The following is a 15,407-nucleotide window of genomic DNA, read 5'->3' as shown; positions in this document are numbered from 1 at the left end:
ACCAACGGCCAAAACACCCACGCCGGGTCCACCAACCAGGGCCACGATGAGGCACAAAAAGGCTGGCAGCCCTCCCCACAACAAGCGGGCGAAAGCTATACCTCCTATCAAACCCGCATGGCCGCGTATCAGCAGAATAAGTCATAAGTGACAAAAGGTTGGGCTGGTCGATACGGCTGGCCCAGCTTGAATAGTATGCAATCTTGAAAGCAGCTCCGAAAAGGTTCTAAATTTAGTTTTTAAAGTTAAATTGCCGCTCGACTGGTGTGTACGATGTTCTAAAAATAAATAGCTATAAGGCGAATTCTATGTGTTGGCTTTCTACAAAAAGTGTGGAATTTACCTTTATTAGAAAATTAGGCGAGAGCATAATTACTAGAAAAATAAAGTATAGAGAATTAAGTGAACCTGTAAATCGCAAGAACGGTAAAATTCATGTTTCAGATAGCTATGCGCAAAATTAAGATTATAATTACAGGTGAATTTAAATGAAGAGAAAAACTCGCTATAGCTATGATAGTTGCTTGCAAAATGATGAAAACTATTTCAGTCGATATTATTTCTAAATATGCACACGAGCTTAATAATAATTCATATGTTGTATCTGATCTGAAAAAAGCACATGAAGCTAATTCTGAAGATTATTCGGATGAAGAATATTCCAATTTGGGAGCTTTAGTATCCCAACTGATGACAAAGGTCATAGAAGATGCCGGAATGGATTCATATGAAGCTAGATTGTCAGGTAAATTTACAGCTTTGAGTGAATTTAATGGCTGGTATATGGAAAAAGTCTTGTATGAAAATGCTGAATTTGATGTAGTGCTCCAAGAGTATATTGAAAAATCTCCTTTTGTTTCCAAGGAATAGGCTTAATGACAAAGATAGTCGATGCTTTCGTGCGCGAACTACGCATTGCATCGCCGGAAAACATTCAGCTTGTCTGCAATCGCCGAAATGCGAGACCTGCACTTTCACTCTGACTGGGTAGACATTTCCTTGGCACTAACAAAGGCAAGCAGTAGGTTCATGTCTCCTGCGTCAGCGGCGCGCAGGGCCGCGATGTAGGCTGTACGGCGCGCGTTGTCGGCCTGAAGATCAAAGCCGCTCGCCCATGCGATTGGGGCGTGATCGTATGTTTTCTCCAGCATAATGTCGGCGGCGATGCGCGCGTGTCGCCCGTTCCCATTTGGAAAGGGGTGGATTTGCACCATCCGATGATGAAAGCGTGCCGCCGCCTCGATCGGTGGATAGGTGGCGTTGTCGGCCCAGAACCGCGCATCATCAAGCAGTATGCGCAACTGCATCGAAATCTGATAGGGGTCGATCCCAATATTCTTCTCGGTCTGGCGATACCCACCCGCCCATGACCAAACATCGCCAAAGAGGCGTTTGTGGAGTTCGCGGACGAAAGCATCGTCAAAGATGTCGATCTTCCGGCGTCGGTCTAGCCAAGCAAGGCCCTGCTCGATATTGGCCTGTTCCAGCTCATCGAGCTCGCCGCGCGTCGTGATGTGCGGGAATTTGAGCCCTTGGCGTTCATCAGGATGGAGAGGCGTTGCGCCGTCCGGTTCGACGAAGGTCATTTGACCTCCCAGAAATCGGGGGGCATATCGCGAACCAGTTCTTGGGCAAGCATCGCGATGCGCTCATCGGTCTGCGCCTTAGTTAAGGATTGCTGCTCCAGCGACATATGGGCGCTGACACGACGAATGCGCGCTTCCGCCTTCTTGAAGGCTTGCGCGCGGATGACGTCTTCAAGACTTTTCTCGGGCACAACGGCATAGACAAAGCGACAGCCCATGGCTGCGGCCACCTTTTCCATCTGCGCGATGGTGATAGCTTGATCGCGTTCATTTCGCTCGGCCTGATAGATCGCATTGCGGCTGACGCCCATGCGTGCGGCTACTTCAGCTCCGGACATACCAAGGGCTTTGCGTACAGTTACAAGCCAGCCATTGGCGGGCATGCGAAGACTGCGCAGCTGCTTTGCCGCGTTGTCAACGAGGCGCAGATATTGCCGTCTTGCAGTGTCTTTCACATTCATTGCCTATCACCTTATGGGCGTTTTATTTTTTTCGCATATTTAAGTATATGCAATATTCTTTATACTGTCAATTTATTGATATGCACGTACATTCACTTCGCTTATCGTTTAATGTACAATATTTATTGCTCTGCCCATCGAAAGATATGCAAGCCTACTGATAGAGCGCGGATGAGAGCGACGGTTACGAGCCGATCCACCCAATTTTCCGCCTTCCTGGAAAGGCGAAGCCGCCGCACTAGGCGGCGACCTCTTCGTTAGCATCACTGATGGTCTGCAAGCCATGCAAGAAATCAGCCGCGCGCTGCGCATGCGCTGCCGCTGCAAAGATCGCGCGCTTGTCGTCCCTCAAGACCTTCAACCAGCTTTGGATATAGGCTGCATGATCCTCGCCTGCCTCTGGTGTCAGTGCCAGATCAGCGCAAAGGAATGCCGCGCCCAACTCTGCGACCAGCTCCTCCTTAGCATAGCCTTCATCCCCCCATTTCTTGCGCCCGAATTCACGGTCAAGACGGGTTTTGTGCTTGGTCCAGTGTGTGAGCTCGTGGGCAAGGGTTGCATAATAGGCCTCGGGACTGCGGAAGCTTTCAAAGGCGGGCATCTGCACATGATCAGACCCACCGCTATAAAAAGCACGATTGCCACCGTGGCGAAGATCGGCACCGGTTGCGGCAAAGAATGCATCCGCATGCGCAATCCGTTCTGCACCATCGATGATGGGTTCCGGCTTGGTGTAATACTGCTCTGGCAAACCTTCGATCTGATCGACGTTAAAAACACTATAGCCTTTCATGAACGGGATTTTGCGTTCTTCTTCGCTGCCGTCGTCCTGCTCCTCGGTCTTGGTGATGCTGTTGGCATAGACCACCAAAGACCCACGCGCGCCCTTGCGGACGTTCGCGCCAAGCTCTTTGGCCTGCTTATAGGTCATCCAGTGGGGTGAGACATACCCCGCCTCAACACTCGCCGCCCATAACATCAACACATTGATCCCATTATAGGGCATGCCATTGTGGCGTAACGGTTTCACAATCCGCACGTCAAGATTGCCAGTGCTCCAAGGCTTCAGCCATGTGAGCTGGCCTTTCTCCAAATCAGCGATGATTTTGTCTGTCACTTTCTGGTAAATATCTTGTTTCATTGTCTTTTCTTCCTCTTGGTTAGTTGGTTGCGCATGCAACCGAACTAGGCCCACGCCAATGAGTGGGGGGAGGCTGTCAAAGACCGAAGACGGCGGAGGGGGATCACCCGTCCTGCACGAAGAGAGCAAAGCGAAAAAGGAAGGATGGGGAGACCGCCGTATTCGCCCGCAGAGAAACGAAGGGCTTGGTCTTGATAGCTGATGGGGTCACTAGACCCCCAATCAACAAAAAAGCCGCCAGCCCAATGGGGCTGACAGCTCAACTACTGCGCAAGGGATGGAAGCCGGATGGCCGGGAAAGGCACAGACTGGCTCGGTTCAACAAGGTTTCTGATCTTAGCCGAGTTCATCCAGGATCAGAAAGTCGAGACGCGAGATCAGGTCGGCGGTGCGTCGCTGGCGCTCAGCGCGTGCCTCGGCGTCAAGTTTGTTCACCAGATCGACGACGTTGAAGAACCGGCCTCGCCGACCTTCTCGGATAGATCCCGACAAGCGCAGAAGGATACTCAGATAATCGCCAAGATAGTCTGAGTTGTAAGCGATAACTGACCATAGTGGGAAGGCTTTAACGAAATAGTCGTTGATGTCTCACTTGAAAACCAACTGTCGTACTGAATTGACATCATAATGTCAGGGACCGCGATCGTCTGCTTTTCTGTGCTGTACTTATCATCAAAGCCAATTACCCCACTACAAATCTGATTTTTGAGCCAAAATCTGTTATTTTATTAAGTCAGTATTTTCCAACAGTGCCGGACTTACTATTAGACTGATTTCAGCTGCTCGAACGTTTTTATCGTTAAGGTAACTATTCGCACTCGCTGCCACGATTGTAATGAAGTCGCTTGAATAATCGCCGCCGTTTTTTGTTACAAGAGGTTTCCCTTTATACATCACTCTTGTTAACTGCTCGGATACATTTTTTCTAATTTGATTTGCATCGCTTAAAGAGATCTGTGCTGATCCCACACGGCAGCTGTACAATTGCAAGTTCTTGTATTTCGGGTCTATAAGAGGCCCCCCACGGAACTTAGCGAAAGACGCATATCGAGATGTTCTTTGATCTGCATAAATAACGTCTTTTCCATCTCCTACGGCAGGTTGGACCTGCACGTAAGGCAGTCCGTTTGCCTTAAAAACTTCTGCGGATCGCGTGAGGTTTTGAAAATTTGAAACACATGCATCGACAAATAATTTCTGAATATAGTCAATACTATCCTGTTGTTCTTGCGTGGTGACAGGTATGCCAGTAGTTGCCCGGCTGACAGGTCCGCAGGCGGACAGTGACAGCATACAAATGGATAAAGCAACGAATGCTGATTTGCTTGGAGGGCGTATTTTCTTAACACTATTAGATTGATTTTTAGTCATGAAAAAAGCCTTATTTCTGTATCCACTGTGAATACAAATTTAACTGTTTTAATTAACGTAAAACTGGCTACAAATGAACGCGTCCAACATGTATCAGCGCAGGCCTGAAAATACACAAGTCAGGATTTTCTGACTTGCTTTATTTGTGCCTTTACCAAGTGTTCTTCGCTGATTTGGACCAGCTGTATAGTTCTATGATTTCGCCATTCACAAAGGAGCTGCAATTGCTCAGCACGAAACGCATGCGTATTCCAAAGGCACACTGCATGCCGTCCATTTTAACGGCAGCATGGAATCAATTTCATCTCAGCAAATGCGACGGTAGCAAAGGCGGGAAGCGCGGAGACTTCATCTATCGCAGCGTTTGCTCAACAAGGGCAGCATAAGACGGCACTGAAGACAAAGATCAAAGCCATCGACAAAGAGATCGAGAAAACCCTGGACAAGATCATGAGCGCCAACACACCAACCGTCATCGCAGCCTTTGAAAAGCGGATTGAGAACCTGGAAATCGAAAAGACGGCCTTGGTTGAAAGATGTGAAACATCAACAAAGCCAAAGCGCACATTCGCTGAAGTTATCGAACCACCTATGGCATTCCTCGCAAGCCCTTGGAATCTTTATAAAAATGGCAGCTTTGCAATGAAACGACTTGTGCTAAAACTCGCCTTTGAGGGCCCTGTCGCATACGACTACAAAACTGGTTATCGAACTCCGCAAGTGTCTGTAATATTTGAATTTTTAGGTGAGATTTCAGAAAAATGTAAAATGGTGCCCGGGGGCGGAATCGAACCACCGACACGAGGATTTTCAGTCCACTGCTCTACCCCTGAGCTACCCGGGCACGGGTAAAGGACACTGCCTTGGGTTTGCGGGTTTTAGGCGAGGTATCGCAGGGTGTCCAGAGTCTTTTTGATGAGAAATTCAGTTTAAGCGCTCAGAGAGTACTATCTCGTCCTCATCACCCAAATCCGGTTCATTAGTGGGGATGGCGTAACTGCCCGATAGCCACTTTGATAAATCGATATTCGCACAGCGTTTTGAACAAAACGGGCGAAATTTCGGGTCAGTGTCTTTCGTGCAGATCGGACAGGTCATAGCAAGTCATCCAAGGGCAGGCGTTCACGTTTTCTTTGCAATTCAAAATGGCCCAAAGGGGTCCATCCAGCAAGAGATGTTTCGATCAAATCTGCCTTGAAAGCCGCACGAAGAGTGGTTTCAAACTGGCGACGATCTTTTTTAGCAAGTGGCGCCAGATCCAAGACGATCTGTCCGCCCAAACCACGCACCCGCAGCTGTCTGGGTAAATCACGCGCGGCGGCGATATTTGCCTTTAAGCCTGCGGCAATGGATGTATCACCTGCGGTGTTGACATCAACGGCAATCAACGCCCGTGTAGGTTCAATAAACATATGGCCGGATCCCCGCAGGGACACCTTTGAGGTTCGCATCGCGTCAATCTGATCAAGGATACCGTGGTCCTCAAAGCAACCAGCGGTCGTTTCAATCATCTCGGCATCACCCCATTCGCGCCAGGCCACCAGATGCGGGCCATCGCCATCGGTCAAACGCTCCGCAGTTGTGCCGGATGCATGTTCCAAAACGCGTGCGGTAAGATCGGACATGGTTTGAATATCTTCGGCAATGTCGTCTGATGCGGCGCCATCACAGCTGGACCGAAGTATCAGACCGTAGGGCAGCCCAGCCATCGCATCATGAGCGATCTCAAGCAGCGTATCGCGTGTATCTTCATCACGAATAGAGCGCGAGATGTTCAGGCCTGGCGCATCGGGCGTAATGATCGCGTAACGGCTTTTGAACAACACCTTCATCGTGACAGGTGTTGCTTTACCCGCTTCGGCATAGCCAGTGACCTGTACCAACACGGTTTGACGCGGACGCAAGCCCTTGGCATTTCGTAAAAATCCGGTTCCGTCCGGTAATTTGACAAAGACACCGCCCTGTCCTTTGATCTGACGATCAACGATGGCACGGAAAATGGCACCAGGGCGCGGCGCCGTGTCGGTGTCGATCAAAAGATCCTCAAGGCGGCCATCAACCATCAAGGCCGCAGCTTCCTGACCACTAATGTGGTCAAGGGCGATCAGTCGGCCCTTCATGCGGGTTGATACAGCGGAATGCCCGCTGTCGCCAAAAGTTGCGCTGTTTCAGTAACAGGCAACCCCATTACGCCGGTATAAGACCCGCTGATCCACGGAATAAATGCACCGGCAAGCCCTTGAATAGCGTAACCGCCCGCTTTGCCCTGCCAATCGTTGCTGGCCAGATAGGCATTCAATTCAAGATCAGACAGCTGCTTCATACGAACCGTTGTCACAACGTCTTTTTCCCAAACTCTGTGGGCGGTTTTCACAACAATCGCCGTGATCACCCGGTGCCTGCGCCCACTAAGCTGGGTCAGAAAATGCGCGGCTTCGCCTGCATCAGCGGGTTTGCCCAAAATGCGGCGTCCCAAGGCAACAGTTGTATCGGCGCACAGCAAAATTTCGTCTACTCCAACAGGAATTGCATCAGCCTTTTGCCTTGCAATCCTGCTGCAATACGGCCGCGGCAATTCGCCTTTGTACGGGTTTTCATCAATATCGGGGGATCGGATTTCGTCCGGTTCAAGCCCAAGCTGCGCCAGAAGCTCTTTCCGGCGCGGACTGCCTGAGCCCAATATCAGCTTCATATTATTTGAAGCGATAGTTAATCCGACCCTTCGTCAGGTCGTATGGTGTCATCTCAACCTGGACTTTGTCGCCAGCCAGAACACGAATGCGGTTTTTGCGCATTTTTCCTGCCGTATGAGCGATAATTTCATGGCCGTTTTCCAGCTCGACCCGAAATGTCGCATTTGGCAAGAGTTCCTTCACGACGCCGGGAAATTCGAGCAGTTCTTCCTTGGCCATGTTCACTCCTTTGTTTGTTTCCTGCCAGTGTGCAGGTGCGGCACGATATGAGCCTCTATGCAAAGATTTTCAAGGAAAATCTGTGTGTACAACCCGTGAAGACGTAAATGTGTTCCCGATACACAGTCTGCGATCCCCATGTTGGGGTCCCAAACGCTCGTGCGAGATGCACAAATCCCGAGTGTCCGCAGGGTACGAGATAAAAGGCATAACAAGCGACCGCGTGTCTCAATCTGGAAACGATCCCGGCTAACCCATTCTATAGTTTGGGCTTTCCCGTGTGATCTGCACATCATGCACATGGCTTTCCTTTAGCCCCGCACCTGTGATTTTCACGAAAGAACAATTCTTGCGCATCTCTTCAACTGTGGCACAACCCGTGTATCCCATGGCGGCCCGTAATCCGCCAACCAGCTGGTGAATGACCGCATTTGCAGATCCTTTATAAGGCACTTGCCCCTCAATCCCTTCGGGAACCAGCTTGTCACTGGCGGCATCTTTTTGAAAATACCGATCCGCAGATCCGCGTGCCATAGCACCCAGGCTGCCCATGCCACGATAGCTTTTAAAGGATCTGCCTTGGTACAGGATCACTTCGCCTGGGCTTTCATCGGTACCTGCAATCATGGATCCGACCATGGCACAGGATGCACCTGCAGCAATCGCCTTGGCGAAATCACCCGAAAACTTAATGCCGCCATCCGCGATCACAGGTGTATTGCTAGCATTTGCAGCACTTGCACAATCCCTGATCGCCGTCAGTTGCGGCACCCCGACCCCAGCGACAACACGTGTTGTACAGATGGACCCCGGTCCGATGCCCACTTTAATCGCATCCGCGCCTGCATCGATTAATGCACGTGTCGCTTCACCGGTGGCCACATTACCCGCGACGACCTGCACTTCGTTTGACAGTGTTTTGACACGCTCGACGGCGCGGGCGACCCCTTCGGAATGGCCATGGGCCGTATCAATCACAACAAGGTCCACACCCGCATCCACCAATGCCTCGGACCGTTCAAATCCAGCGTCGCCCACGGTTGTCGCGGCAGCCACACGCAATCGGCCCAGTTTGTCTTTGCAGGCTTGTGGGTTCAGCACGGCCTGTTCGATATCTTTGATCGTCAAAAGCCCGGTCAGTTTGCCCGCCGCATCAATTACCAGCAGCTTTTCGATCCGACGCGCCTGCATCAGGCTTTTCGCCTCATCAAGATCCGCAGGTTCGCGCAGCATGGCCAGATTATCAGATGTCATCATAACGCGCACAGGCGTTTTATCATCAGTTGCAAACCGCATGTCACGGTTTGTCACAATGCCCACCACAAGACCATTTTCGCCGACCACAGGAAAGCCTGTTACCCGGTACCGTTCCTGCAACGCCTTGGCATCCGCCAGCGTCTGATCCGGCGTCAGGGTGATCGGGTTATAGACCACACCACTTTCAAAGCGCTTCACCCGCCTTACTTCGGCCGCTTGCGCGGCAATATCCAGATTTCGGTGAATAACCCCCATGCCGCCTGCCTGTGCCATTGCGATGGCCATCCGGGCCTCGGTCACGGTGTCCATCGCAGAACTCAGCAGCGGTATATTCAGCGCAATGCTTTTGGTAACCCACGTGGCAGTATTCGCCGTGGATGGCAGCACGCTTGAAGCGGCTGGAACAAGCAGGACATCGTCGAAGGTAAGTGCCTCGCGAATTTCCATGGGGGCTCTCCTTGGATACTTCGTTTGACGCGTCCCTATCGCATGGAAGTTAACCTTGGGAAACCCCTATTTTGAAACATCGCGCACTTTTCGAAACACGCGCAGTGTCAATCCCATTCAGGCGTGGCAAGAAGCTGCGTCACAACAGTGGACAACGCCGCGCGTGGCACGATCACAAGCATATCCCTGGACGTCATCTTTAATGAAACCGGCCCTATAACTTGATTGGACGTTCCGGTTTTACCATTTGGGCTGAAATCAATGCCCTGGATTGGCCATTTCAGACCTTCGGACTGCCCTTTGACAGACCCCATCGGAAACAGAGAAAAGATCGATCCCTTGGGCAGATCAAACGCGATGTTTGGCGGGCATCGGAAAATGATATCCTCTTCCCCCAGCAAAACACAGCCACCACGTCGCACCAACACATTAAAGGCCGCAAGCGTATGATCTGTGCGGGCACCCAGAAAGCCAGCAGCCAGCACCAGTGGCGCATCAATACTGCGCAAGGCTTTATCAAAATCCGTGCTGTCCTGATCATGGAACCTATGGACATGAGATTGTGGGATTTTTGCGCGAATCTCATCGCTGATACTATCCATGTCACCGATCACGGCATCAGGTATGTGACCATTATCAAGGGCGAATCGGGCACCACCGTCCGCCGCCACGATTAAGTTACCAAATCGTAAAACATCCCCAAGCATATCAACCGTCGCATGTCCTGCGCCCAGTAAAATAATGGGTTTGTCAGATTTCATCAGGGCAGAAGTCATTGTTTGCGACTGGTATTTTCATGAACTGAACATATTTAAGCCTTGAACTTAGTATCTTCTATGAGTGTCTTAATAAAGCGTGCTGTCAGCGCAATTTGATCATTCGCACAGGCACGCATCTGGAATGCGAGTTGGAATATGTCAGAAAACACCTCAGTCTTGGTAACGACTTACGGGCCTTTTTCGTTTACGTTAAATGGATTCGATGATCCATTCCCAACGATGAAGGCCATCGCAGATTTGATGTGTGATCTGGCGGATGACGAAGCGCTTTCTGACATTGACATCACCGAAAAGTCAGATGAGATCGCAGGCATTGCCAAGCAGGTCTCTGGACATCATATCGACATTCGCGCCAGTCAGTCTGCCATAATTTTATATCAAAGATCCCTTGCATCGCTTGATCGCATTCTTGACGGTAGTTTTCTTGAAGAAAAAGCAAAACAGGATCAAATCCCACCGTCCCAACGCATTTCGTTGACTGAAACACAAGATGATGGGTCAGATCAGCCGCTGTTTGGCGCAAAGAAGCCTGTTTACAAAACAACACGTCCAAAATCAGAAGATTTGGACATCAATTCGATCTTAAGCGCGATTTCCCGTAGTAAATCCGAGGCGGCAGACAACGATAAATCAGTCTTGCCGGAAACAGACGATGTTTCTGTGTCTGAAACAGAGCACGTTGTTGAAAATTCTTTTGAGATAATGCCATCAGATACAGTTGAAATTGAAGACGCTGTAGAAGAACATACATTAGAAGTAGAAGGCCATGCACTAGAAAATAACGTCGAAGAGTATCTTGATGCAAAAATAGAGCAAGACGATATCCCGATTGCAGATCCGGTTGCTGAGACCATCGAAACAGACGACGTCGCACCTGAAAAGATAATCGAACCGCAGACGCCTATGCTTCAAGACAGCACGGCCGATACGCATCATAAACCAGCCCGCGCATTTCTTGAGCTGGATGAGAATGGCAATGAACGCGAAGACATGATTTCGCGCATTTTCCATAAAACCAATCGTCAGTTGGATGCGCCGGAAACCGGTCGTCGCCAGAACGCGCTGGCGCATCTGAAAGCGGCAGTTGTAGTGACATCGGCTGATCGTGAAGCTGGCGTACCACTGGACGATGATGGTGAAGCCTTGGGGCATTACCGCGAAGATCTGGCCCATGTGTTTGACGAAGCTGCCGAAGACGAAAGAAAAACGTCTGTTGCGCCGCTTCAACTGGTTGCCGAAAATCGTATCGACAACACAGAAAGCATTCGCAAACCACTGCGCCCAAGTCGTGTGGCGGCCAATCTGTATAGTAAGGTTAACATCTCAAAAGAAGATGTAGACGGCTTTGCAACCTATATCAGTGAAATCGAAAACCTTGAGTTGGTCGATATGATCGAAGCGGCTGGTGCTTATATTTCCTATGTGCAGGGCAGCGAACACTTCACGCGCCCCTTGGTTCTGAAATATGTTGCATTGCTAAACAGCAAAGATGGGTTTTCTCGCGAAGAAGGCCTGTGCGCTTTTGGTCAACTGCTGCGTGAAGGTAAGATCCAAAAGGCAAGCAACGGTCAATACACGGTTTCACAGAAAACCCGCTTCAAACCACAGCAACGTTTGGCTGGCGAATAAGAATTGACCTTTTGAGTCATTCTTGTTTGCCGACATCCATCCCTTTATTCATATACGGTATAAAAGCGGCTTTTCGCTTATGTCGTTTGAGCTGACTAAGCCAATTCCCGTTGGCCTCAAATCGTTTTGAACGTGGTATCGACCCGGCCACAAGACTGCATTGACAGTATTTACCGACTAAAATCCGCTAAAGATACATAATGGTCATTAGGATTTGATCATTATGTAACTGCAAATGTGCCGGTTATAATGAAATCGTAAACTTATAACGTGACTCTTTCCATCTGTGTAACTATCCTAAGCTTATTGAAGTATTGTCCAAATTAATCTGCATGAGGATTTCATGATGAACGTAGCGGATTTCATTCAGTCAGACCGGGTTTTGCGTCTTAATGGATTGCTTGGGTCTGATCAGCTTTTGGCCGAACAGCTTACCCTTCGCGAAAGCATGAATGATTTGTTTCAGATCACGCTGAACGTGCGGTCCAAAGAAAACAATATTGCCCCCGATCAGGTGGTCGGCAAATTGGCAGACATCAGTCTAGAGCTGGGCGATGGCAAATTGCGGATCTGGAATGCACTTGTCACCCAAATGTCGGCTGGTCCGCAAATAGCGCGTGGATTATACAAATATACCTTGGTTTTGCGCCCGCAATTATGGCTGTTGTCGCAAAAATCCGATTGCCGCATCTGGCAGGATAAAACCAGTGTCGAAGTCTGCGAAATTCTTTTGTCGGAACATGGTCTGCCCGCACCAGTGACTAAAGGCGTTGTGACAAAACCCAATCCACAGCATTACAGTGTTCAGTACAACGAAACCGACCTTGACTATTTATTGAGGCGGCTAGAAGAAGACGGCATTTTCTATTGGTTTGAGCATGAAGAAGGCAAACATGTTCTGCATATTGCCAACCATGCTTCTGGATATACCGACGGGCAGGATGTTCGCTACGAAATGGGCTCAGCGGATCGGGCACATATCAATCGCTTTGAAACCAGCTTCAACTATATTCCTGGCGTTCATTCGGGCCGTGACTGGAACTTTCAGACGCCCGGCTCTGTCCCCGGCGCAAATGCGCCATCGCTGCATAATCTGCCCAAAAATGCGCAATATGATCGCTATACCTTTCACCATACGGGTGGATACGGCAGTGGTGCGGCTTCTGACCAGATTGATGATGCGTCGGTCGAACGCCAGGCGAAATTGCGGATGCAAGCGGACGAGGCGCAGTACCAAAGGGTCGAAGGTGGCGGCGATGTTCGCACACTAGTGCCGGGCGGAAAGTTTACACCATTTGATGTGACAGACCCCGAAAACAAATTCGAAGAACACTGTATTCTGGCAATCGAACATCATGTGATAGAGTCCGGTTATGAAACAGGCAGTGCGCAGGCAACATATAATAATCGCTTTCTTGCGCTTCCGGCAACGACCCCTGCAACCCCGCATCACACCACGCCACGACCTCGCATTGACGGCACGCAAGTCGCCATTGTCGCAGGTCCCGATGGCGAAGAGATTCATCCCGACGATTATGGTCGGATCAAGGTTTGGTTCCCATGGGACCGCCGCGCCAAAAAAGATGGCAGTGATACCTGTTGGATGCGTGTGACGCAAAACTGGGCGGGTGCAGGCTGGGGTGGCCAAGTAATCCCCCGCATCGGCATGGAAGTTATGGTTACCTATCTTGACGGTGATCCCGATCGCCCCATCGTGACGGGCGTCGTACCCAATGCAGAACAAAAAGTGCCCTATGATCTGCCTGCCAATAAGACGAAATCGGTCTTCCGTACGCAAACCCATAAAGGCAGCGGTTTTAATGAGCTAAGCTTTGAAGATGAAGCCGAACAGGAAATGATCTATATGCACGGTCAAAAAGACCAGCAGATCGATATTCTGAACGACCGCACCAAGACCATTGGCAATGATCAGATGGAAAGCGTTGGTCGTGATAAATCAATCACGGTGGGGCAGGATCACACTGAAAATGTTGTCCGCGATGCGCGGCATACAATCGGGCGCGATGTCACTTATAATGTGACGCAAACGCAGCAGGAAAAATACGGTAAAGACCACGTTCATTATGTAGGGAATATCCACAAACAGGATATTTATGCCGACCATTTGCTGTCCGTGGGCCGTAATGTCGAAGAAACGGTTAAAGGCAAATATGTGCTGAACGTGAACCAGTCGATCACAAACAACACCAAACACCATGTTCTGATGGCCTTTGACAAGTTTGAGATCAAAGGACCCGGTGGAAAGATTACCATCGATAGCTCTGGCATCACTCTTGAAGCCGCCAAGATCAATCTGAAGGGCAGCGTGTCCATGGGCGGATCTGGCGGGGCACAGGTGCCCACATTGGCGGGCGCTGCAAACGACGCCTTGCCACTGTGTGAAGAATGTCTGGCGCAAAAGGGGGAGGATAGCTAATGCTTCCGATAGCGCGTGTTGGCGACAAACATGACTGCCCAAAATGCGGAACCAATACAATTGTAAAGGGCGGAAAAGGCATTATTGACAAGCGCCCTGTTGCCCGTATCGGGGATAAGTGCGGGTGCGGGGCTACCATCGTCCAGGGTTCGGCCAATGGGAAAGATGATGGAAAGCCCATTGCCTATCTTGGGTGTAAAACAAGTCATGGTGGTACGATTACAACCGGTTCATCCACGCATAAAATCAAACCCTGATTTTCCGTTCGGTTTAAAATATCCAACCCAATATCGTTGATGTATAGGCGTTAATCCCTTAATCCAATTCCTGTGGTCCACAGGGTTTGGCAAAATGTTCACAGGCGCTTTTTCTGACTTGATCGATTTTTTACACCAGGGTGGCCCTGCCATGTGGGGTATATTTGCGCTGTCGATCATCACTGTGACGTTAATTTTATGGAAAACCTGGACTTTTGTGCAACTTGGCGTTTGGCGCAGGGCGGGGTTGCAGCGCGCAATCGGATTTTGGCAAAAAGATCAACATGACGCCGCCCGAAACGCTTTGAAAACAGGGGTGCGCGCAGATTTCGCCAAACAAACAATGGATGTATCGCTTGACCCTGATCTATCCACTGAAACACGTAAGGAAGAGATCGAGCGCATTGCGCGCCTGCATCTGATCAAAGCACAAAGTGGATTGCGCGTGCTGGAACTTATATCAACCATTGCCCCATTGTTAGGTTTGTTGGGAACGGTTTTGGGGATGATTGCAGCGTTTCAGGCATTGCAAGAGGCAGGCAACCGCGCAGACCCATCCGCATTGGCTGGCGGTATATGGGAAGCCCTTTTGACCACGGCGGCGGGCATGGCCGTGGCGATACCCGCATCAGCGGCCCTGACTTGGTTTGAAAGCATTATTGACCAGCTTCGCCACGACATGGAAGATACCGCAACTCGTATCCTGATCCGATCAGGGAAAAACGATATCAGACTGGCTGCAGAATGACTGGCCTGTCGTTCGGACAAAAACGTGGTCGCAGACATCCCAGCCTGACACCGATGATTGACGTGGTATTTTTGTTGCTGGTCTTTTTCATGCTTGCTGCACGTTTTGGACACGACGGAAGCCTTGCTTTGTCAAGTGGCGGCAGTGCAGCTGATTATTCTGGCCCGCCCCGGTTGATACAGATCGGATCAGATGATCTTACATTAAATGGTTTCGCGATTGATCTTGACCAATTGCCGGAAAAACTGTCTGAACTTATGGAAACATCGACGGATATTGTCGTTTTGCGCAGCGATGATGATGTAAACATTCAACGCTTAGTGGATGTGATCAGCACACTTGAAAACGCAGGAATACACCAAATTGCCGTTGTGGAATAAGC

16 protein-coding genes, 1 tRNA gene and 1 pseudogene are annotated in these 15,407 nt (G+C 50.0%); 6 read left to right on the top strand and 12 right to left on the bottom strand.

All coding sequences use genetic code 11. The features are described from left to right. The first annotated feature begins 531 nt into the window (after window positions 1–531). On the top strand, window positions 532–870 hold the full coding sequence (locus tag HRQ87_RS08320; RefSeq protein WP_174137157.1) for a hypothetical protein: 339 nt from the start codon (window positions 532–534) through the stop codon (window positions 868–870). Between the two features lie 104 nt (window positions 871–974). Here HRQ87_RS08320 and HRQ87_RS08315 read toward each other — a convergent pair whose 3' ends face one another. The 12 genes and pseudogenes from HRQ87_RS08315 to HRQ87_RS08260 all read right to left on the bottom strand — a co-directional run bounded on the left by HRQ87_RS08315 (window position 975) and on the right by HRQ87_RS08260 (window position 9,936). After that, window positions 975–1,586, bottom strand: coding sequence for a mobile mystery protein B (locus tag HRQ87_RS08315; RefSeq protein WP_174137155.1), 612 nt, complete (start codon window positions 1,584–1,586; stop codon window positions 975–977). Then, window positions 1,583–2,047 carry a mobile mystery protein A gene (locus tag HRQ87_RS08310; RefSeq protein ID WP_174137154.1) on the bottom strand — a complete coding sequence of 155 codons (465 nt, stop codon included), beginning with the start codon at window positions 2,045–2,047 and terminating at the stop codon, window positions 1,583–1,585. Before HRQ87_RS08310 ends, HRQ87_RS08315 begins: the two co-directional genes overlap by 4 nt. Before the next feature lie 238 nt (window positions 2,048–2,285). Continuing rightward, window positions 2,286–3,188 (bottom strand): ArdC family protein, encoded by a 903-nt coding sequence (locus HRQ87_RS08305; RefSeq protein ID WP_174137152.1) that lies wholly within the window; start codon window positions 3,186–3,188, stop codon window positions 2,286–2,288. A 339-nt stretch (window positions 3,189–3,527) separates the two neighbouring features. Next, window positions 3,528–3,668 (bottom strand): annotated as a pseudogene (locus HRQ87_RS08300) (ATP-binding protein); the annotation flags it as partial. 240 nt (window positions 3,669–3,908) lie between these two features. After that, window positions 3,909–4,559: a hypothetical protein gene (locus HRQ87_RS08295; protein ID WP_174137150.1), complete on the bottom strand. Its 651-nt coding sequence runs from the start codon at window positions 4,557–4,559 to the stop codon at window positions 3,909–3,911. A gap of 769 nt (window positions 4,560–5,328) precedes the next feature. Next, window positions 5,329–5,403: transfer RNA gene (locus HRQ87_RS08290), tRNA-Phe, on the bottom strand. An 80-nt stretch (window positions 5,404–5,483) separates the two neighbouring features. Beyond that, a complete protein-coding gene (locus HRQ87_RS08285) occupies window positions 5,484–5,657 on the bottom strand; it encodes a DNA gyrase inhibitor YacG (protein ID WP_174137149.1) in 174 nt (57 codons plus the stop codon). Beyond that, entirely contained in the window at window positions 5,654–6,679 is a 1,026-nt protein-coding gene (locus HRQ87_RS08280) for a ribonuclease E/G (protein WP_174137147.1), read from the bottom strand. The genes HRQ87_RS08285 and HRQ87_RS08280 overlap by 4 nt, the downstream gene beginning before the upstream one ends. Beyond that, entirely contained in the window at window positions 6,676–7,251 is a 576-nt protein-coding gene (locus HRQ87_RS08275) for a Maf family protein (RefSeq protein ID WP_174137145.1), read from the bottom strand. Before HRQ87_RS08275 ends, HRQ87_RS08280 begins: the two co-directional genes overlap by 4 nt. Window position 7,252: 1 nt before the next feature. Further along, window positions 7,253–7,471, bottom strand: coding sequence for a translation initiation factor IF-1 (gene infA, locus HRQ87_RS08270; protein WP_007205486.1), 219 nt, complete (start codon window positions 7,469–7,471; stop codon window positions 7,253–7,255). A gap of 249 nt (window positions 7,472–7,720) precedes the next feature. Next, window positions 7,721–9,175 carry an IMP dehydrogenase gene (guaB, locus tag HRQ87_RS08265; protein ID WP_174137143.1) on the bottom strand — a complete coding sequence of 485 codons (1,455 nt, stop codon included), beginning with the start codon at window positions 9,173–9,175 and terminating at the stop codon, window positions 7,721–7,723. Window positions 9,176–9,282: 107 nt separating this feature from the next. Then, entirely contained in the window at window positions 9,283–9,936 is a 654-nt protein-coding gene (locus HRQ87_RS08260) for a thiamine diphosphokinase (protein WP_246251895.1), read from the bottom strand. A 153-nt stretch (window positions 9,937–10,089) separates the two neighbouring features. Here HRQ87_RS08260 and HRQ87_RS08255 point away from each other — a divergent pair, with 153 nt between their 5' ends. The 5 genes from HRQ87_RS08255 to HRQ87_RS08235 all read left to right on the top strand — a co-directional run bounded on the left by HRQ87_RS08255 (window position 10,090) and on the right by HRQ87_RS08235 (window position 15,405). Continuing rightward, the gene (locus HRQ87_RS08255) at window positions 10,090–11,583 is read left to right on the top strand and encodes a hypothetical protein (protein ID WP_174137139.1); all 1,494 of its coding nucleotides are present in this window, start codon (window positions 10,090–10,092) and stop codon (window positions 11,581–11,583) included. A 343-nt stretch (window positions 11,584–11,926) separates the two neighbouring features. After that, window positions 11,927–14,020 carry a type VI secretion system Vgr family protein gene (locus HRQ87_RS08250; protein ID WP_246251892.1) on the top strand — a complete coding sequence of 698 codons (2,094 nt, stop codon included), beginning with the start codon at window positions 11,927–11,929 and terminating at the stop codon, window positions 14,018–14,020. Next, on the top strand, window positions 14,020–14,277 hold the full coding sequence (locus tag HRQ87_RS08245; RefSeq protein ID WP_174137137.1) for a PAAR domain-containing protein: 258 nt from the start codon (window positions 14,020–14,022) through the stop codon (window positions 14,275–14,277). The genes HRQ87_RS08250 and HRQ87_RS08245 overlap by 1 nt, the downstream gene beginning before the upstream one ends. A 94-nt stretch (window positions 14,278–14,371) precedes the next feature. Then, the gene (locus tag HRQ87_RS08240) at window positions 14,372–15,025 is read left to right on the top strand and encodes a MotA/TolQ/ExbB proton channel family protein (protein ID WP_174137135.1); all 654 of its coding nucleotides are present in this window, start codon (window positions 14,372–14,374) and stop codon (window positions 15,023–15,025) included. Then, window positions 15,022–15,405 (top strand): ExbD/TolR family protein, encoded by a 384-nt coding sequence (locus HRQ87_RS08235; protein WP_174137133.1) that lies wholly within the window; start codon window positions 15,022–15,024, stop codon window positions 15,403–15,405. Before HRQ87_RS08240 ends, HRQ87_RS08235 begins: the two co-directional genes overlap by 4 nt. The last annotated feature ends 2 nt before the right edge of the window (window positions 15,406–15,407 follow it).

Origin of the sequence: Parasulfitobacter algicola, from assembly GCF_013315265.1 — a bacterium.
Lineage (GTDB): Bacteria > Pseudomonadota > Alphaproteobacteria > Rhodobacterales > Rhodobacteraceae > Parasulfitobacter > Parasulfitobacter algicola.
The sequence above is the reverse complement of the archived record's forward strand: the minus strand, read 5'-3'. Positions and strand labels throughout refer to the sequence as shown.

Bases quoted from the DNA above. Each gene is read 5' to 3' on its own strand.
- HRQ87_RS08320 (WP_174137157.1), top strand. From the start codon at position 532: ATGATGAAAACTATTTCAGTCGATATTATTTCTAAATATGCACACGAG.
- HRQ87_RS08315 (WP_174137155.1), bottom strand. From the start codon at position 1,586: ATGACCTTCGTCGAACCGGACGGCGCAACGCCTCTCCATCCTGATGAA.
- HRQ87_RS08310 (WP_174137154.1), bottom strand. From the start codon at position 2,047: ATGAATGTGAAAGACACTGCAAGACGGCAATATCTGCGCCTCGTTGAC.
- HRQ87_RS08305 (WP_174137152.1), bottom strand. From the start codon at position 3,188: ATGAAACAAGATATTTACCAGAAAGTGACAGACAAAATCATCGCTGAT.
- HRQ87_RS08295 (WP_174137150.1), bottom strand. From the start codon at position 4,559: ATGACTAAAAATCAATCTAATAGTGTTAAGAAAATACGCCCTCCAAGC.
- HRQ87_RS08285 (WP_174137149.1), bottom strand. From the start codon at position 5,657: ATGACCTGTCCGATCTGCACGAAAGACACTGACCCGAAATTTCGCCCG.
- HRQ87_RS08280 (WP_174137147.1), bottom strand. From the start codon at position 6,679: ATGAAGGGCCGACTGATCGCCCTTGACCACATTAGTGGTCAGGAAGCT.
- HRQ87_RS08275 (WP_174137145.1), bottom strand. From the start codon at position 7,251: ATGAAGCTGATATTGGGCTCAGGCAGTCCGCGCCGGAAAGAGCTTCTG.
- infA (WP_007205486.1), bottom strand. From the start codon at position 7,471: ATGGCCAAGGAAGAACTGCTCGAATTTCCCGGCGTCGTGAAGGAACTC.
- guaB (WP_174137143.1), bottom strand. From the start codon at position 9,175: ATGGAAATTCGCGAGGCACTTACCTTCGACGATGTCCTGCTTGTTCCA.
- HRQ87_RS08260 (WP_246251895.1), bottom strand. From the start codon at position 9,936: ATGAAATCTGACAAACCCATTATTTTACTGGGCGCAGGACATGCGACG.
- HRQ87_RS08255 (WP_174137139.1), top strand. From the start codon at position 10,090: ATGTCAGAAAACACCTCAGTCTTGGTAACGACTTACGGGCCTTTTTCG.
- HRQ87_RS08250 (WP_246251892.1), top strand. From the start codon at position 11,927: ATGATGAACGTAGCGGATTTCATTCAGTCAGACCGGGTTTTGCGTCTT.
- HRQ87_RS08245 (WP_174137137.1), top strand. From the start codon at position 14,020: ATGCTTCCGATAGCGCGTGTTGGCGACAAACATGACTGCCCAAAATGC.
- HRQ87_RS08240 (WP_174137135.1), top strand. From the start codon at position 14,372: ATGTTCACAGGCGCTTTTTCTGACTTGATCGATTTTTTACACCAGGGT.
- HRQ87_RS08235 (WP_174137133.1), top strand. From the start codon at position 15,022: ATGACTGGCCTGTCGTTCGGACAAAAACGTGGTCGCAGACATCCCAGC.